18 protein-coding genes are annotated in these 17,292 nt (G+C 73.8%); 11 read left to right on the top strand and 7 right to left on the bottom strand.

The window, feature by feature from the left end:
- Positions 1-654 precede the first annotated feature (654 nt).
- Both IG62_RS0106240 and IG62_RS0106235 read left to right on the top strand, forming a co-directional pair.
- Complete coding sequence (locus tag IG62_RS0106240) at positions 655-1,500, top strand: DeoR/GlpR family DNA-binding transcription regulator (RefSeq protein ID WP_030416704.1); 846 nt, start codon at positions 655-657, stop codon at positions 1,498-1,500.
- A 290-nt stretch (positions 1,501-1,790) separates the two neighbouring features.
- Complete coding sequence (locus IG62_RS0106235) at positions 1,791-2,264, top strand: SRPBCC family protein (RefSeq protein WP_030798487.1); 474 nt, start codon at positions 1,791-1,793, stop codon at positions 2,262-2,264.
- Between the two features lie 205 nt (positions 2,265-2,469).
- Here the strand turns inward: IG62_RS0106235 and IG62_RS0106230 are convergent, their stop codons facing one another.
- The gene (locus IG62_RS0106230) at positions 2,470-3,567 is read right to left on the bottom strand and encodes a PLP-dependent cysteine synthase family protein (protein ID WP_037837897.1); all 1,098 of its coding nucleotides are present in this window, start codon (positions 3,565-3,567) and stop codon (positions 2,470-2,472) included.
- Positions 3,568-3,993: 426 nt separating this feature from the next.
- Between IG62_RS0106230 and IG62_RS0106225 the strand changes: the two genes are divergently transcribed.
- Together IG62_RS0106225 and IG62_RS0106220 are read left to right on the top strand one after the other, a co-directional pair.
- Positions 3,994-4,281: a hypothetical protein gene (locus IG62_RS0106225; protein WP_030798483.1), complete on the top strand. Its 288-nt coding sequence runs from the start codon at positions 3,994-3,996 to the stop codon at positions 4,279-4,281.
- A 174-nt stretch (positions 4,282-4,455) separates the two neighbouring features.
- Complete coding sequence (locus IG62_RS0106220; RefSeq protein WP_030798481.1) at positions 4,456-4,974, top strand: ATP-binding protein; 519 nt, start codon at positions 4,456-4,458, stop codon at positions 4,972-4,974.
- Between the two features lie 322 nt (positions 4,975-5,296).
- Here IG62_RS0106220 and IG62_RS0106215 read toward each other — a convergent pair whose 3' ends face one another.
- Positions 5,297-5,635, bottom strand: coding sequence for a membrane protein (locus IG62_RS0106215; RefSeq protein ID WP_030798479.1), 339 nt, complete (start codon positions 5,633-5,635; stop codon positions 5,297-5,299).
- Positions 5,636-5,922: 287 nt separating this feature from the next.
- On the opposite strand from IG62_RS0106215, the gene IG62_RS0106210 reads away from it, so the two are divergent.
- The 3 genes from IG62_RS0106210 to IG62_RS0106200 all read left to right on the top strand — a co-directional run bounded on the left by IG62_RS0106210 (position 5,923) and on the right by IG62_RS0106200 (position 8,183).
- A complete protein-coding gene (locus IG62_RS0106210; protein ID WP_051797688.1) occupies positions 5,923-6,573 on the top strand; it encodes a TetR/AcrR family transcriptional regulator in 651 nt (216 codons plus the stop codon).
- Positions 6,574-6,645: 72 nt separating this feature from the next.
- Positions 6,646-7,239, top strand: a complete 594-nt coding sequence (locus IG62_RS0106205) for a DUF4865 family protein (protein WP_030798474.1) — start codon at positions 6,646-6,648, stop codon at positions 7,237-7,239.
- Positions 7,236-8,183, top strand: a complete 948-nt coding sequence (locus IG62_RS0106200) for a phosphotriesterase (protein ID WP_420711049.1) — start codon at positions 7,236-7,238, stop codon at positions 8,181-8,183. The genes IG62_RS0106205 and IG62_RS0106200 overlap by 4 nt, the downstream gene beginning before the upstream one ends.
- Positions 8,184-8,353: 170 nt before the next feature.
- Here the strand turns inward: IG62_RS0106200 and IG62_RS0106195 are convergent, their stop codons facing one another.
- Positions 8,354-9,574: an ROK family protein gene (locus IG62_RS0106195; protein ID WP_030798471.1), complete on the bottom strand. Its 1,221-nt coding sequence runs from the start codon at positions 9,572-9,574 to the stop codon at positions 8,354-8,356.
- A gap of 17 nt (positions 9,575-9,591) precedes the next feature.
- On the opposite strand from IG62_RS0106195, the gene IG62_RS0106190 reads away from it, so the two are divergent.
- The 3 genes from IG62_RS0106190 (at position 9,592) to IG62_RS46110 (ending at position 12,170) form a co-directional block, all read left to right on the top strand.
- Complete coding sequence (locus IG62_RS0106190) at positions 9,592-10,854, top strand: MFS transporter (RefSeq protein WP_420711048.1); 1,263 nt, start codon at positions 9,592-9,594, stop codon at positions 10,852-10,854.
- A gap of 173 nt (positions 10,855-11,027) precedes the next feature.
- Positions 11,028-11,810 carry a maleylpyruvate isomerase family mycothiol-dependent enzyme gene (locus IG62_RS0106185; protein WP_030798469.1) on the top strand — a complete coding sequence of 261 codons (783 nt, stop codon included), beginning with the start codon at positions 11,028-11,030 and terminating at the stop codon, positions 11,808-11,810.
- Between the two features lie 42 nt (positions 11,811-11,852).
- Complete coding sequence (locus tag IG62_RS46110) at positions 11,853-12,170, top strand: DUF6332 family protein (protein ID WP_030798468.1); 318 nt, start codon at positions 11,853-11,855, stop codon at positions 12,168-12,170.
- On the opposite strand, the gene IG62_RS0106175 is transcribed toward IG62_RS46110, so the two are convergent.
- From IG62_RS0106175 to IG62_RS0106165, 3 genes are all read right to left on the bottom strand, one after another.
- Positions 12,131-12,796 carry a response regulator transcription factor gene (locus IG62_RS0106175; RefSeq protein ID WP_030798467.1) on the bottom strand — a complete coding sequence of 222 codons (666 nt, stop codon included), beginning with the start codon at positions 12,794-12,796 and terminating at the stop codon, positions 12,131-12,133. The two genes, IG62_RS46110 and IG62_RS0106175, sit on opposite strands and share 40 nt — an antisense overlap.
- Positions 12,793-14,118, bottom strand: a complete 1,326-nt coding sequence (locus IG62_RS0106170; protein WP_051797687.1) for a sensor histidine kinase — start codon at positions 14,116-14,118, stop codon at positions 12,793-12,795. The genes IG62_RS0106175 and IG62_RS0106170 overlap by 4 nt, the downstream gene beginning before the upstream one ends.
- A 318-nt stretch (positions 14,119-14,436) precedes the next feature.
- Positions 14,437-15,144: a TetR/AcrR family transcriptional regulator gene (locus IG62_RS0106165; protein WP_030798464.1), complete on the bottom strand. Its 708-nt coding sequence runs from the start codon at positions 15,142-15,144 to the stop codon at positions 14,437-14,439.
- A gap of 259 nt (positions 15,145-15,403) precedes the next feature.
- On the opposite strand from IG62_RS0106165, the gene IG62_RS0106160 reads away from it, so the two are divergent.
- Entirely contained in the window at positions 15,404-15,844 is a 441-nt protein-coding gene (locus tag IG62_RS0106160; RefSeq protein ID WP_030798461.1) for a nitroreductase family deazaflavin-dependent oxidoreductase, read from the top strand.
- A gap of 128 nt (positions 15,845-15,972) precedes the next feature.
- Here the strand turns inward: IG62_RS0106160 and IG62_RS0106155 are convergent, their stop codons facing one another.
- Complete coding sequence (locus IG62_RS0106155) at positions 15,973-17,178, bottom strand: geranylgeranyl reductase family protein (protein ID WP_030798459.1); 1,206 nt, start codon at positions 17,176-17,178, stop codon at positions 15,973-15,975.
- Between the last annotated feature and the right edge of the window lie 114 nt (positions 17,179-17,292).

Raw genomic sequence — 17,292 nt, 5'->3', positions numbered from 1 at the left:
CGAACGCACAGGGCCCCAGGGGGCGGTCGGCGGGCCCCGGGACGTACAGGGCTCCAGGAGAGACGGCCGGCAGGCGCCGGGAGGACAGGGCCCCAGGGGGCAGTCGGCCGAGCGCCGGGACGTACAGGACTCCGGGAGGGGCAGCCGGCAGCCGCTGGGACGTACAGGACCCCTTGAGGGCTTTCGGCGGGACGCGGAGACTTACAGGGCTCCGGGAGGGGCGGTTGGCAGCCGCCAGGACCTGCAAAGCTCCGCGAGGGGCAGTAGGCAGGGCGTCGGGAGGCGGCGGGTAGCGGCGGCCGGGGACTCCGGGCAACGGCAGGCGGGCAGACCCCGGCAAGGCGGCAGGCCCCCGGCGGGCCAGTAGCCCCGCAATCGGTGGGACGCCGGGTGCAGCGGCGCCAGGAGGCGGCCAGGCGGGGCCTCAGGAGCCGGCCGGGCGGGGCAGGCGGGGCGGCAGGCGCCGGCAAAAGGGGAGGCGGGCGAACCGGAGGGGCAGGGAGGCGTCCAGGGGTGTCACCGGTCGCCTCGGTTCCGGCGGTGTTCGTCGGGACGGCGGCGGTGTCAGTGCCTCGTGCGAGGATGAGGGCATCAGTGATCGCAGGCGGGAGCCGGCGCTACGACACGGCGAGCCGGGCGGAAGGGACGGGTGGGGTGAGCGACAACCAGAACCTCCTCGCGGAGCAGCGGCGGGCCCTGATTCTCGACGAGGTCAGGCGACGCGGCGGGGTGCGGGTCAATGAGCTCACCCGCAAGCTGAGCGTGTCCGACATGACGGTCCGTCGCGATCTCGACGCGCTGGCCCGCCAGGGCATGGTGGAGAAGGTGCACGGCGGCGCGGTGCCGGTCAGCGAGCCGAGCGCCCATGAGCCCGGGTTCGAGGCGAAGTCCGGGCTGGAGCTGAGCGCCAAGGAGGACATCGCCAAGGCAGCGGCCCAGATGGCGGCGCCCGGCAGCGCGATCGCGCTCGCGGGCGGCACGACCGCCTTCGCACTGGCGCAGCAGCTGCTGGACGTGCCGGATCTGACGGTGGTGACGAATTCGGTCCGGGTGGCCGATGTGTTCTACACCGCCCAGCGGGCGGCGGCCAGCGGCGGTGCGGCGCCCCGTGCGGGGGCCGCGACGGTCGTGCTGACGGGCGGAGTACGGACGCCCTCGGACACGCTCGTGGGACCGGTCGCCGATGCCGCGATCCGCTCGCTCCATTTCGACGTGCTGTTCCTCGGAGTACACGGCATATCGGTGGAAGCCGGGCTATCGACGCCGAATCTGGCGGAAGCCGAGACCAACCGGCATTTCGTCCGGTCCGCGCGGCGGGTGGTGGTGGTCGCCGACCACACCAAGTGGGGCACGGTCGGGCTGAGTTCGTTCGCGACGCTGGACGAGGTCGATGTGCTGGTGACGGACTCGGGACTGCCCGCGGAAGCCCGGGCCGAGTTCGCGGAGTTGCCGCCGGAGCTGGTGGTGGCGGGCGAGCTCCCGGAGGACGGAGACCTCTGACGGCCAGCGGACGAAGGACGGTCCGAAGGGCGGACGGGTGGACGGAGATGTCTGACGGCTGCGGCGCCCACCCGGAGAGTGAAGGGCTGGCCAGCTGATGATGCGTCAGGTACGGTGTGCGCCCCGCCACCTCACCCACCATCACCCCTGCCGCCCAGCGGGTTCCCTCCCGCCCCCGCCCCGTCCTGCCCGTACCGGGCCGTCCTCCCGTACCGGCCCGGCCCCTCCCGCACTGACCCGTTCCTTCCGTACCGGCCCGTTCCCTCCCGTCCCCCAGGGGGTGCTCGTCCATGGCACGCCGACTTCGCGCCGTCGAGCTGGACTTCGCCGAGTCCGCGCCGCTGCGGCTGGTGTTCACCGGAGAGGTCGCCGCGCCGCCCCGGGCGGTCTATGCGGCGCTCGCGGACGACGTGGCCGGGTGGTCATCCTGGTTCACGGGGGTGGCGTGGGCGTCGTCGACGCACGACGGCCGGGGACGCGAGGTACGGCTCACGGGAGGCACCCGTTTCGCCGAGACGGTGCTGGCGGCCGAGCCGGACGCGCACTACGCCTACCGGGTCGACACCACCAACGCCCCTGGATTGCGCGCCCTGTTGGAGGACTGGCGGCTGATGCCGGTAGGCAGTGGCACCCGTCTGCGGTGGACGTTCGCGGCGGACGGCCCGGCGCCGTTCCGCTGGGCGATGGGGCTGGCCAGGCCAGGCCTGGGCCGGGCCTTCCGGGAGTCGGCACGGGCGCTGGACCACCGCCTAACCCGCCCGTAGCCGAGGTCAGCCGCGTCGGCACCGCGACCGGGCGGACGTCGGCCCCGTCGGCCCCCGTCGGCGCTGTGGCCTCGCGGTCGGCCGCATGCCGCCCCCGTCACTCCCCCATGCCGCCCCCGTCACTCCCGCCTCCCGGCCCCCTTCCCCCCTGCCCGGAAGCGGGCCCTCACCCGGAAGCGGGCTCAGGAGGTGAGCCGCCGCGGGCTCAGCAGGGCCAGCGCCCCGTGGCCAGGAACTCGTCGAGCGTGCGCGCATAGGGCGTGATGTCCAGGCCCTGGGCGGCCAGCCAGTCGTCCGAGTAGTACTTGTCGAGGTAGCGGTCGCCGGGGTCGCAGAGGAGGGTGACGACGGATCCCGTACGGCCCTCGGCGACCATCTCGGCGACGATCCTCAGGGCGCTCCACAGCCCCGTCCCCGTCGAGCCGCCCGCCTTGCGGCCGATCGCCGCCTCCAGGGCGCGTACGGCGGCGATGCTGGCCGCGTCCGGGACCTTCATCATGCGGTCTATCGCGCCCGGCACGAAGCTCGGTTCCATCCGCGGCCGGCCGATGCCCTCGATGCGGGAGGCGGTGGCGCAGTCCGTTTTGGCGTCGCCGGTGAGCCAGCCGTCGAAGAAGCAGGAGTTCTCCGGGTCGGGGACGCAGATCCGGGTGTCGTACTGCATGTAGTGGACGTAACGGGCGATGGTCGCGGAGGTGCCGCCGGTGCCCGCGGTGGCCACGATCCAGGCCGGTTCCGGGTACCGCTCCAGCCGCAGCTGCTGGTAGATCGACTCGGCGATGTTGTTGTTGCCGCGCCAGTCCGTGGCCCGTTCGGCGTAGGTGAACTGGTCCATGTAGTGGCCGCCGGACTCGGCCGCGAGGCGGGCGGAGACCTCGTAGACCGTCCGCGGGTCCTGGACGAGATGGCAGCGGCCGCCGTGGAACTCGATCAGCCGGGTCTTCTCACGGCTGGTCGTGGCCGGCATGACCGCGATGAAGGGGACGCCGATCAGCTTGGCGAAGTACGCCTCGGAGACCGCCGTGGAGCCGCTGGACGCCTCGATGACGGGCTTGCCCGGCCGGATCCAGCCATTACAGAGGCCGTAGAGGAACAGCGAACGGGCCAGCCGGTGCTTGAGGCTGCCGGTGGGGTGCGTCGACTCGTCCTTGAGATAGAGGTCGATGCCCCATTTCTCGGGCAGCGGGAAGCGCAGGAGGTGGGTGTCGGCGGTGCGGTTGGCGTCCGCCTGGACCTTGCGTACGGCTTCTTTCAGCCAGTCCCGGTAGTCCGGATCCGAGCGGTCGACGTCGACGGTCGGCATCGGGGCCCCGGCCGCGACCGTGTCGCCGGGCCGGCTCGTGGGCTGCTGTGCGGTACTCACCGGCGCACTCCTCAGACGGTTGCGAGCCCGCGCACACCGCCGGGCCTGTTTCCGACTATAGCCATCGGCCGCACCCTTCTCACCTGCATAAACATCACTTTGAGAGACCCCAAGGCAGCCCTGGGGCGGGCTTCTTGCGGCGGAGTTTCCGGCGGAATCGCCAACGGGATCGCCGGCGGAGTCGTCCGGTGAAGGACCCCGGGAGGGCGGCATCCGGTGAGCGACGGACCGCCGCGACCGGCGCGCCCGAGGGACCGTGCCCCCGCCCGGTGACGTGCGGCACTGGTGCGCCGGGCGCCCTCCCGGCAAACTTCCCACAAGGGGCGGTGGAGGGGATCCGCCCGTCTCACCGAGGAGGTGCCGGCCATGGCGGAGCCGGAGTTCACCGCGACCGGCGTACGGATCGAGCGCTCACTGCGGTCGCTGACCCGCGCCGGACAGGTGGTCATCAGCGACGGCCGACTGGTACTGCTCACCAGTTACGGCACGGAGATCGACAGCGCCCCGCTGCAGTCGGTCGAGGCCCACAAACCGCTGTTCGCAGCGCGGGACCGGGCGCTGGCCACCCTCAACGGCCACCGCTATTCGCTCACCCTCGACACACCGGAACTCTTCTTCAAGGCCCTGGAAACGGCCCGGCCGCCGCGTTCCTGACCCGCCGCCGCGACCGGTGAGGTGCGGTTGCGGGAGCGCACCGTCTGACTGACCCTGGACTCGTATCACTGAGGGTTCACCAGCGGTGACGCTGTGGTGCAGTGGGCATCGCTGGATCCGATCTTCGCCCTGCCAGGAACGGGGGGCGCCCGGCCTCATCAGGGAGTCGCGGTCGTGATCACGCAGCCCAGCAGGCACTGCACGGTGGAGCTCCACGCCGTTCCGGCACGCATCGGACATGTGCGAAGAATCGTCTCCGCCCAGCTGCGGCGCTGGCATCTCGACGCCCTGATAGACCCCGTGACGCTCGGGGTCACCGAACTCCTCGCCAACGTCCACCGGCACGCGAGCCCCAGCAAACGCTGCACCGTCGAACTGTGCCTTCTCATCGGCCAATTGACGGTCTCCGTGCACGACGACGATCCCCGGCTGCCACGGATCCGGACCGCCGGCAACTGGGAGACCTGCGGTCGCGGCCTGGCGCTGATCGCGGCGCTCAGTGAGAGCTGGGGGATGCGCCCGGAGGGCGGCGGAAAGGTCGTGTGGTTCACCCTTCCGGCCCTGACCGCCGCGCCCGGGGAGGCCCGCACGGTCCGCTCCCGTTGGGACCCGCTGCCGCTGGACGACACCCCCGCCCGTACGCCTGCCGAGACCGCGCCCCGGAGCGGCGTACGGGGCGCCCGGGTCGGCTGACCCTGGTCGGCCAACCCGGCGGCCTACCGATCCGGCCGATCAGCCGTCCCAACGGACGACCGATCCGGCCGATCCGACAGGGCGACAGGGCGACAGGGCGACAGGGCGACAGGGCGACAGGGCGACAGGGCGACAGCCGCCAACTGCCCTGGAGCGTGGGCAGAAACGCAGAGACGACACTCCCCTCACTACCGGCGGCCAGCACCGGCGCCCAGCCGGGAAGCCGCCGGGCGCCGGGCGCCGGACCACCGGACCGCTGACCCCCGGCCGCTGACCGCTGACCGCCGGCCGCCGCGGACAGGAGCGAAGACGCCGCGGCCTGTTACGCCGCGCCGCCCTTGGGTCCGCCGGTGGCGAAGTGCTCCTCCAGGACGGACAGCCGGCGCCAGCACTCCTCCTCGTCGATCTCACCCGCCGCAAATCGACGCCCCAGTACGGCGATCGGGGACGGGACGTCCGCACCGGACGGGCCGGCGGTGCGACCCGTACGGGCGGCGGAGCGCGGGCCGCCGGCGAACCGCGGACCGGGCGCGCCGTGGCGCCAGACCGTGCGGCGCAGCAGCGTGACCAGGCCGAAGACCGCCAGCGCCCAGAGGAACGGGACGAAGAGGATCCAGGGGCCGGGGCCGCCACCGGACCAGGGTTGGGCCAGCTCGAACATCGCAATCAGCTCCTTGGGAGGACGGGATCGCCGCCCTTGCGGGACGGGCGTCGTTGCCCTTCCGAGCCTGGTCCCCCGAGGCCCGCCAGTCGTCGTACGGCCAGCGGCTTCGCCAGTACCACGCGGGGAGTACGCGGGGCCGAGGGGGCTGCTTCGTCGCCCCCTTCGCCCTCCTCGCCCCTTCGCCCTCCTCGCCCCCTCGCGCTCCTCGCCCCCCTCGCTGCAAGCCACACCCTCCCTCACCCCTCCCTTGATTTCTGTAACTACTGGTATGTACAGTCTTGATCATGAGCACTCAGGAGCACCCGCCCGCCCCTCCGGCAGCGCAGCCACGGCTCGGCGCGCAGGAGCGGCTGGTGCGTAGCACTCAGGAGCTCCTCTGGGAGCGCGGCTATGTCGGTACCAGTCCGAAGGCGATCCTGGAGCGGGCCGGCGTCGGACAGGGCAGCATGTACCACCACTTCTCCGGCAAGTCCGACCTCGCCCTGGCGGCCATCCGGCGGACCGCGGAGGACATGAGGGCAGCCGCCGAGGAGTGCCTGGCCACTCCCGGTACGGCGTACGACCGGGTGGCGGCCTATCTGCTGCGCGAGCGGCGGGTGCTGCGCGGCTGCCCGATCGGGCGGATGACGCAGGACCGCGACGTGGTGCAGAGCGCCGAACTGCGGGCCCCGTTGGACGAGATGTTCGGCTGGCTCCAGGAACGGATCGCCGAGGTCCTCACCGAGGGAGTGCGCCGCGGCGAACTGGCCGCCGGACTCGATCCGGAAGCCACCGCCGCCACCGTCGCGGCCGTCGTCCAGGGCGGATACGTACTGGCCCGGGCGGCCGACGACCCGGCGCCGTTCGATGCGGCGGTACGCGGTGTGCTGGCCCTGCTCGCGGCCCGGGCCACCGGGAGCGCCGCCGGCCCCGCCCCGGCCGCCGACGGTGGGTGACACACCGCCGTCCGCCCCGTCCCTCTGCCCGTCTGCCCGTCCGTCCGCACCCGTATCGACTTCGGAGACCCGATGCACGCCATGCAATACGCCGTCACCCTGCCCGCCGACTACGACATGGGGATCATCCGGGAGCGGGTGCGGTCCAAGGGCCACCTTCTGGACGCCTACGAGGGGCTCGGCCTCAAGGCGTACGGGATGCGGGAGCGGGGTGTCGACGGCTCGCCGGTCAACCAGTACGCGCCGTTCTACCTCTGGGCGGACCCCGAGGCGATGAACCGCTTCCTGCTGGGTGACGGGTTCCGCGGTGTGGTCCGGGACTTCGGGCGGCCGGTCGTCCAGCACTGGCGGGGGCTCTTCCACCGGCCCGGCCCGGCGGCCGGTGCCGTTCCCCGCGCGTACACACGGCGGGCCGAGGCCCTCCCCGAGGGTGCCGACGTGGCCACCGTAGTGGCGGAGGCGGCCGCCGCACAGGAGGAGTTGGCCGCGTCGGACGGCGCGCACAGCGCCGTGGTGGCGCTCGACCCACGGCACTGGGAGCTCATCCGCTTCACCCTCTGGGCGGACGCCGCGGCGGACGTTCCGCCGTCCGCAGGCGATCGCTATCAGGTGCTGCACCTGTCCGCTCCGGGCATCGCCGGGCTCGGCGCGGGGCGGCAGTGGTGACCGGGCCGACGATCCGTACGGTCCTGGGCGACATCCCGCCCGCCGATCTCGGCGTCTGCGACGCACACGACCACCTGTTCCTGCGCAGCCCCCAACTTCCGGGGCAGGAGTTGGCCGATGCCGGTGCCGCGGCCGCGGAACTGGCCGCGTTCCGGGCGGCCGGCGGCGCTGCGGTGATCCAGTGGACGCCGTACGGCATGGGGCGGGGCGCCGCCGAACTGCCGCGGCTGGCACGGGAGTCGGGGGTCACCGTGGTCGCCGCCACCGGGCTGCATCAGGCGGCGCACTACGCGCCGGGAACCGTGGAACGCGTCCGTCCGGGTCTGGCCGACTTGTTCGTCACCGAGCTGACCGAGGGTATCGGCGGCACCGGGACGCGGGCCGGGATGATCAAGGTGGCCGGCGGGTTCCACGGGCTGGACCCGCACGCCCGGTACACCATGGCCGCGGCCGCCGAGGCCCAGCGGGCAACGGGTGCGGCCATCGGGGTCCATCTGGAGCTGGGCACCGGGGCGCTGGACGTACTGGAGCTCCTCTGTGGCGAGTTGGGGGTGTCGCCGGACCGGGTGATCCTCGGGCACCTCAACCGCTCGCCCGATCTCGCGGTCCACCGGGCGGCCGCGGAGGCGGGCGCGTATCTGGCCTTCGACGGGCCGTCGCGGGCGAACCACGCGACGGACTGGCGGCTGCCCGAGGCGCTGGCCGCGCTGGCGGAGGCGGGCTTCGGTGACCGGATCCTGCTCGGCGGGGACACCACGACGGCCGCCGCGCGCTCGGTCGACGGCGGCCCCGGCATGCCGCACCTGCTCCGCCGCCTCCGGGCCCGGCTCGAACTCGCCCTGGGTGCCGACCTGGTGACCCGCTGCCTGACGGACAACCCGGCGCGGGCCTTCGCGGCGGAGTGGGGGCGGAGTGGGGAGCGGGTGGCGGCCTCCTCGGCCTAGTTTGCGGCGCTGGGCCGCATTCTCTTCCCGCCGCTTTCCTCCGCCGCTTCCTCCGCCTCATTTTTCCCCGCCACCCACCCCCCCCTTCGGGGGGTGGGCGGGTGTAGTGGTCCGTCGCCGGGATCGCCACCGCTGCGAGGAGCTCGACCGCTGCCGCGATGCGGCGGTCGCTACCGCCCCAGCACCACCAGCGGATCGTCCAGCACCGGCTGCCAGGCCAACTCCGCCGCGCCCACCAGGCTGTTGTAGTCGAGGCTGCACGGCAGGATCGGTACGCCGCCGCTACGGCCCCACAGGCTGCGGTCGGCGACCACCGCGCGCAGCCGCTCCGGGTCGGCCTCCAGCAGGGAGCGATGGAGTCCACCGAGGATGATGCGGTCGGGGTTGAGGATGTTGACGAGCCCGGCGATCCCGAGGCCGAGCCGGTCGACGAGGAGGTCGGCGGCGGCGCGTACGCCCGGGTCGGCGTAATCGTCCCGGAGCAGGTCGGCGGCCTGCCGGAGCAGCGAGACCTCGGGGCCCGGTTCGCGGCCGGCCGCGACGAGGAAGGCCAGCGGGTCGGCCTCGACGTCCAGGCAGCCGCGGCTGCCGCAGTGGCAGGGCGCACCCTCGGGGTTGACGGTCAGATGGCCGACCTCCAGCGCCAGCCCCGAACTGCCGCTGTGCAGCCGCCCGTCGAGCACCAGCGCGCCGCCGACGCCCCGGTGGCCGGAGGCCACGCAGAGCAGGTCACGGGCGCCCCGGCCGGCGCCGTGCCGGTGCTCGGCGAGCGCCATGAGGTTGACGTCGTTACCGGTGAAACCGATCGCCTCGGTGACGCCGGGGATGCCGGCATCCGCGAGCGCCTGGAGGAAGAGTGCGCGCACCGGCGCGCCCGAAGGCCAGGCGAGGTGCAGCGGGTTGAGGGCCTCGCCATCCGGTTCCGCGACGGCGGACGGCACCGCCAACCCGGCGCCCAGGCAGCGCCGCCCGGTCTCGCGCAGCAGTTCCGAGCCGGCCGCGACGGCCTCGGTGAGGACGAGGGCCGGATCGGCGGGGATGGTGCCGCAGCCGCTCGTCGTCGCCACGATGCGCCCGCCGAGGCCGACGAGGGCGACCCGGTACCCGTCGGCGTGGATCTGTGCGGCGAGTACCACCGGGCCGTTCTCGTTGACGAACAGCCGGTGGGACGGGCGCCCTTGGGAGCCGGCGGAGGCGGTCGGCCGGGAGTCGACGGTGATCAATCCGAGCGCTTCGAGCTCGGCGGCCACCGCGCCCGCGGTCGCGCGGGTCACGCCGAGTTCCGAGGTCAGCACGGCACGGGTGGGCGCGCGTCCGGTGTGTACGAGCTCCAGTGCGGGTCCGAGGGCGCCACGGCCCCGCTCCAACCTGGTTGTCCGAATCTGGGTCACCCCCCTATTCTGACTTTGTGCCGACGCTAAACAAAATACGGTGGGCCTGGAGGAAGCACCACGGCCCCGTCCTCGCCGATCGACACCCGACCCCGTCCCCCTCCGATCCGTCCCGCGCCGCCCTGACCCGACTCCGCCTCGCCCTCACCGCGTTCTTCGCCATGGACGGCTTCCTGTTCGCCGGCTGGGTCGTGCGGATCCCCGCGATCAAGCAGCAGACCGGCGCCGGCGCCGGCGCGCTCGGGCTCGCCCTGCTCGGCGTGTCGGCGGGCGCGGTCGCCTTCATGATGCTGACCGGGCGCCTGTGCCGCCGGTACGGCAGCCATGCCGTGACGACCGCCTCCGGGGCCGCCATGGCGCTGAGCATCGTGCTCCCGCCGCTCACCCACTCGGCGACCGCTCTGGGGCTCGTCCTGCTGGTCTTCGGCGCCGCCTACGGCTCGCTCAACGTCGCGATGAACAGTGCCGCCGTCGACCTGATCGAGGCACTGCGCCGCCCGGTGATGCCTAGCTTCCACGCGGCCTTCAGCCTGGGCGGCATGCTCGGTGCGGGCCTGGGAGGCCTGATCGCGGGCCGCCTCTCCCCCACCGTGCACCTGCTGCTGCTCGCCGTGATCGGCCTGCTGGTGACGGCCGTTGCGGGGCGCGTCCTGCACACCCACCCGGCCCCCGTCGTCCCCGAGCGGCTGCCGGCGTCCTCGGACCGCCCACAGAACGCCGGCCCGTCCCGCGGGCGCCGTCTCGTCCTCGTCTTCGGACTGATCGCCCTCTGCACCGCCTACGGGGAGGGCGCGATGGCCGACTGGGGTGCGCTGCACCTCTCCCAGGACCTGTCCGCCGGGCCGGGGCTCGCAGCCGCCGGCTACGCGGTGTTCGCGCTGGCGATGACCGCGGGGCGGCTGTCGGGGACCGCGGTGGTGCAGCGGTTCGGGGCCGCCCGGTCGCTGATCGCGGGCGGTACGACGGCGGCCGCCGGCATGCTGCTCGGCGCGCTCGCCCCCACCGCCTGGGCGGCCTGCCTCGGTTTCGCCGTCGCCGGGATCGGGCTCGCCAACATCTTCCCGATCGCCATCGCCCGGGCCGGTGAGGCCGGCGGGTCCGACGGGGTCGCGGTGGCCTCCACGGTCGGCTACGGCGGCATGCTGCTCGGCCCGCCCGCCATCGGGTTCCTCGCCGAGACCAGCACGCTGCCGGTCGCCCTCACCACGGTCGCCCTGCTCGCCGCGGTCGCGGCGGGCATCGCCTACGCGACGCGGCGGGCGCACCACGCGGGCCGCTAGAAGGTCGCGACGGGCGCTCCGCCGGGGCCGCCGGGGGATCGCGACGGCGACGGGTGCACCGCCCGGGCGTGCGGGCGCGGTCCACGCATCGCGCCCCCCTCGTCCTCCTGGCTGCTCGGGGGTGATGGACCCGCGCCGGTCCGTTGTCAGTGGCGGCTGGCACACTCGTGGGCATGGAGATCACTGAGTTCGTCGAAACGCTGCGTCTGGACGGCGGTCTGCTCGCCGACGCCGCCCAGGAAGCCGGCCCGGACGCGGCCATTCCGGCCTGCCCCGAGTGGCGGATACGGGACCTGGTCGTCCATGTGGGCCGGGTCCACCGCTGGGCGACGGAGATCGTGGCGCAGGGGCTGCAGCAGCCCATCCGGCCCGCGGAGGCTCCCGATCTGACCGACGACGAACTCGTGCCCTGGCTCCGCGAGGGCCACCACCAGCTCGTCCTGGCGCTGCACGGCGCCCCGCGGGACCTGACGGCCTGGACGATCCTGCCGACGGACTCCCCGCTGGCGTTCTGGGCCCGCCGGCAGGCCCACGAGACATCGGTGCACCGCGTCGACGCCCAGCAAGCGGCAGCCGCCTCCCTCACCCCCCTGCCGTCCGCCTTCGCCGCCGACGGAGTCGACGAACTCCTCACGGGCCTGCACTCCCTCGAGCGCAGCAAGCTGCGCACCGACATCCCTCGGACCGTCCGGGTGCGCGCGACGGACGTGCCCGGCGCCGACTGGACCGTCCACCTCTCCGACGCCCCGCCGCGCGCGATACGTACGACCGCGGCCCCGGCCCCGGGCAGCCCGGTGGACCAGCCGGCGGCCGACGTCAAGCCCGTCGACTGCACGATCGAGGGCCCGGCCGAAGAGCTGTACCTCGCCCTGTGGAACCGCCTGCCGTGGGACGCCCTCACGGTCACGGGCGAGCAGGCCCTGGCCGAGCTGTGGCGTGAGAAGGGGGGCATCTGAGAAGGGAGCGGGACGGTATGCCTGAGAGGAGAGCGGGACGTCATGTCGCCCGCCCGTAGCCGCGCCGAGCGTGACGCGATCACCGTCGAGATCATGTTCGCGCTGGTCAGCGGCGGGTTTCTGGGGGTCGCCGGGTTCCTGGTGCTGGGCAGTGCGGTGCTGTGGGCCGGCCTGCCCGGCGGATGGAAGGGGCCGTGGCTCACGGTCAGCGCCGTGGTCGGCGGTGTGCTGTTCGTCGTCCAAGTGGTGCGGGTGTTGCGCCGGCCCTACGTCGCGTCCGGCGGGCGAGCGAGCGTCCGGGACGTCGTGTGGCGGCCCGGTCAGCCCAGCCAGCCGGGCCGTACCAGCCCGGACTCGTAGGCCAGCACGACGAGTTGGGCGCGGTCGCGGGCGCCCAGTTTGACCATGGTGCGGCTGACGTGGGTCTTGGCGGTCAGCGGGCTGACGACCAGGCGGCGGGCGATCTCCTGGTTGGAGAGGCCGATGCCGACCAGCGCCATCACCTCGCGTTCCCGCTCCGTCAGGGCGGTCAGCGCGTCGGCGGCGGCCGGTTCCTTGGAGCGGGCCGCGAACTCCGCGATCAGCCGTCGGGTGACCCCGGGCGAGAGCAGTGCGTCACCGGCCACGACGGCACGCACGGCCCGCAGCAGTTCGTCCGGTTCGGTGTCCTTGACCAGAAAGCCGGAGGCGCCCGCGCGGATGGCCTCGAAGACGTACTCGTCCAGCTCGAAGGTGGTCAGCATGACGACCCTGACGTCGGCCAGTTGCGGGTCCTCGGTGATCCGCCGGGTGGCGGCCAGCCCGTCGAGCACCGGCATGCGGATGTCCATCAGGACGACGTCCGGGCGGTGTGCGCGGACCGCGGCCAGCGCCTGCTGCCCGTCGTCGGCCTCCGCGACCACCTCGATGCCGGGCTGGGCGTCCAGCAGCACCTTGAAGCCTGCCCGGACCAGCAGCTGATCGTCGGCGAGCAGTACGCGGATCACGACTCCTCCTCGGTGGCGGGGGCCGACTCCGGATCAGGGGCAGGGGCAGGGGGTGGGGCCGAGGTGACGGTATCGGGCGCGTCCTCGGCCGCGGCAGCGGTCAGGGGGATGCGGGCCCGGACGCGGAAGCCGCCGTCCCGGCGCGGGCCGGCCTCGACGGTGCCGCCGAGTGCCGCGGCCCGCTCCCGCATCCCGACCAGCCCGTTGCCACCGCCGGCCGGCTCGCCCGTCGTGGAGCTCGCCGGGCCGTCGTCGTCGACCCGGATGTCCAGTTCCGCGGGCGCGTAGCGGAGCCGTAGCCGGGCGGTGCGGGAACCGGAATGCCGGACGGTGTTGGTGAGCGCCTCCTGGACGATGCGGAAGGCGGCGAGGCCGGTGCCGGGCGGCAGCGGGCGCGGGGTGCCCTCGGTGGTGACGGCCACGGCGAGGCCGGCGCGCCGGGCCTGTTCGGTGAGTTCGGGCAGCCGGTCCAGCCCGGGGGCCGGGGAGCGCGGCGCGGCACCCCGGGTGCGCAGGGTGTCGAGGACCTGGCGGACCTCGCCGAGCGCTTCCTTGCTCGCCGCCTTGATGGTGGTCAGTGCGGTACGCGCCTGCTCCGGATCCTGGTCCAGCAGCGCGAGGCCGACCCCCGCCTGGACGTTGATGACGGAGATGCTGTGGGCGAGCACGTCGTGCAGCTCGCGGGCGATCCGCAGCCGCTCCTCGTCGGCCCGGCGGCGTTCCGCGGCGGCCCGCTCGGCCCGGGCCCTGGCGAGCTGCTCGCGGCGTACGCGGACCAGTTCGGAGAGGGCCACCACGGCCACCACCCAGGCGGTGACGAAGAGTTCGTCGCTCCAGGGGGCGGGGCCGTCGTGCGGGGGCGGCAGCCAGCGGTGGAGCCAATGGGTGACGAGGAGATGGGTGGCCCACACCCCGCCCAGCGCGCACCAGGCGACCGCGCGGTGTCCGGCGACGAGCGCGGCGAAGGCACCGAGGGCGAGCGTGAGGAAGACCGGCCCGTAGGGGTAGCCGGCGGCGAGGTAGGCCGCGGTGGTCGCGGCCGTGCCGAGCGCGACGGTGCGCGGGGCGCGATGCCGGAACAGCAACAGGGCCGCGCCGACGACCAGGAGCGCGCGTCCCAGTGCGTCCAGCGGGGCGCGGTCCGGCTGCTGGTGCGCGGCGAAGCCGGAGCCGACCGTCACGAAGACGGTCACCGCCAGCGTCGACAGCCAGGGCAGCCGGGCGGCCGGACGGTCGGGCCCGGTCGTGGGCGGGGCCGACAGCCACCGCTCCCACGCCGGGCCGAGGCAGCGCCGCGCCCACGGCGGCCGTGCGTTCTCCATGCCGCAACGCTAGACCGCTGCGGGGCGCGGCGGCGTCGGCCGGACGCAGTGCCCGGTCGTACTCCCGCGGGAGTACGACCGGCCGGCGAGCGGCGCGGCGGAACGACCGACGCGGCTGCACGACCGCGGCGAAGGAACGGCCGACGCCGCGGCACGACCGCAGCGGTAGGGCGAGCCACCGTGCGCACGCAGCGGTACGAGGAGACGCGATACGACGAGCCGCGGTATTGCGAGCCGCGGTGCGACCGCAGCTTTACAACCGGGCTGCGGTGCGGTGAGCGGGCATCGGTGGGCCGGGTCGGGCCGCGGGCGTCCGGCTCAGCGCGGGGTGGTCAGGCCGACGCTGCGGGCCAGTTGGAGGACGGCCTGCTCGAAGAACTCCGTACGGGCCTCGATGACGTTCTGGAACTGGCCGAACAGCTCGAAGCTCAGCAGTCCGAAGAGCTGGGCCCATGCCCCGACCAGCCGGGTTAGTACCGCGCCGGGCAGCTCGACGCCGTGCTCGGCACCGAGCGCCAGGGCGTCGGCCACCACCGGATCGGGCAGCGGTTCGGCGGGTTCCTTCAGGGCACCGGCGGCATGGGCCTCGCGGACCACGCCGATCAGCGCCAGACCGACGCGGGCGGCGGGTTCCGTGGTGGTGCGCGGGGCACGGTAGCCGGGAACGGGTGATCCGTAGATCAGCGCGTACTCGTGCGGATGGGCCAGCGCCCACGCGCGAACGCCCGTACAGATCGCGGTCCAGCGGTCCACGGGGCTCACGGTCGCGGCACCGCGGTGGTCCCGGGCCCGCTCCGCGGCCTCACCGATCGCGTTGTAGGCGTCGACGATCAGCGCGGTGAGCAGGTCGTCGCGGCTGGGGAAGTAGCGGTAGAGCGCGGAGGAGGCCATGCCCAGTTCGCGGGCGACGGCCCGCAGGGAGAGCTTCGCGGCGCCCTCGGCGGCGAGCTGAGCACGTGCCTCCGCCTTGATGGCCTCGGTGATTTCGCTACGGGCCCGTTCCCTGGCTCCTCGGATCGCAGTCATGTGAGCAGTGTGCCAGCTTCGGAGCGCCGCACAAAAATGAGAGCCCTGCACGAAAACGAGAGCAGTGCTCTTGCTTTGGCGCACCGATCGTGTGCACACTGTTCACGAGCGAGAGCAGTGCTCTCGAATCAGATCAGCGTCCCCCGGGTGGCATCACGCCGCCCATGCGGCCCATGCGGCCCATGTGACCCATGCGGCTCACACGGCCACCATGCGCCTCCGCACGACCAGAGTCCCCCGAGCCCGAGGAGCCCACCCCATGTCCCGCTACCTCAAGCCCAGCCGCTTCGCCGCCCGTCTCAACGGGGTCATCGGCTGGCTCGCGCGCCGCGGCATCAGCCTCGCCGGCTCGGCGGACCTGGCGGTCCGGGGCCGTAAGAGCGGCGAATGGCGCCGCGTCCCGGTCAACCCCATGACGTACGGGGACGGCCGTTATCTCGTCTCGGCCCGCGGCAACTCCGAATGGGTGCGCAATCTCCGCGCGGCGGGCGGCGGTGAACTACGGGTCGGCCGGCGGGTCCGCCCGTTCACCGCGGTCGAGTTGGCGCCCGCCGAGACCCCGGAGTTGCTGCGCGCCTACCTCGAACGCTGGGGCTGGGAGGTGAAGGCGTACTTCGGCGAGGTCACCGCCGCCTCCACCGACGAGGAACTCCGCGCCGCGGCACCCCGCCACCCCGTCTTCCACATCACCGAAGCCTGAAGCGGAGCGGAGCCCGGGCCCCTTGGGGCACCCCGGCACCACACCCGGGCCCCGGGACACCCGCTCGACACGCTCCCCGGCCCCCGGCCCTCCGCGACACCCACTCGGAACGGCTCCCCGGCCCGCCCTCACCCCCGGTCCAGCGCCTCCAGCGCGCGGCGGGCCACGCCGTTCGTGCGGATCATCTCGGCGAGGGTGGTCGTCCCGCGGGTGATCTTCGCGAACGCGTGCCAGGCCGGGCGGAAGCCGGTGACCGCGGCGTGCATCAGGCCGGGGCGGCGGGAGAAGACCTGGAGCATGCGCCGGCCCACGCCCATCTCCACGCCGAGGCCCGCCTTGATCGCGAAGGCGTAATTGAGCGCCTGGCGACGGGCGTCGACCGCGTCGTGGGCCTCCGCGACCCGGACCGCCCACTCCCCCGCGAGCCGCCCGGACCGCAGGGCGAACGAGATGCCCTCCCGGGTCCACGGCTCCAGCAGCCCGGCCGCGTCGCCGCACACCAGCACCCGGCCGCGGGAGAGCGGCGAGTCCTCGGCGCGGCAGCGGGTCAGATGGCCCGAGGAGATGCTCGGCTCGAAGCCCGCCAGGCCCAGCCGGCCGATGAAGTCCTCCAGGTACCGCTTGGTCGCCGCGCCCTCGCCGCGCGCCGAGATGACGCCGACGGTGAGCGTGTCGCCCTTGGGGAAGACCCAGCCGTAGCTGCCGGGCAGCGGACCCCAGTCGATGAGCACCCGGCCCGCCCAGTCCTCGGCGACCGGCTCGGGCACCGGAATCTCCGCCTCCAGCCCGAGGTCGACCTGGTCGAGCTTGACCCCGACGTGCGCTCCTATCCGGCCGGCGCTGCCGTCCGCGCCGACTACGGCGCGCGCCAGCACCACCTCCCCGTCGCCCAGCACCACCGCGACCGTGCGGCGGTCCGGGACCTCGGCGCCGTGCTGCTCGACCCGGGAGACCGTGACGCCCGTACGGACCGTGGCACCGGCGTCCTTGGCCGACTCGACCAGCCGGGCGTCGAATTCGGGGCGGTTGATCAGCCCGAAGAGCATGTGCTTGGAGCGGCGGGTGCGGCTCAGCCGGCCGTTCAGCGAGAAGGTCACGGCGTGCACGCGATCGCGCAGCGGCAGGTCGAAGCCGGGCGGGAGGGAGTCGCGGGAGGGGCCGATGATGCCGCCGCCGCAGGTTTTGTAGCGCGGCAGCTCGGCCTTCTCCAGGAGGAGCACCCGGCGCCCCGTACAGGCCGCGGCGTGTGCGGCCGAGGCGCCCGCCGGCCCCGCCCCCACCACCACGACATCCCACACCTGCTGGTTGCCCTCGGCTGCCCGCTCGCTGCTCACCTGTGCTTCTGCTCCCGTTCGATGCCTGGCTGCGTACCGCCCTCGCATCCTACGGGCCGCTGTTGCGCACGGGGCCTGTGGGAAGATCGGTGGAATGCACACCCGCAGGGCCCC

This window comes from Streptomyces sp. NRRL S-337 (assembly GCF_000720175.1).
In the GTDB taxonomy this organism is placed as follows: Bacteria; Actinomycetota; Actinomycetes; order Streptomycetales; family Streptomycetaceae; genus Streptomyces; species Streptomyces siderophoricus.
Note: the sequence above shows the minus strand (reverse complement) of the source record. Positions and strands in the feature narration are given on the sequence as shown.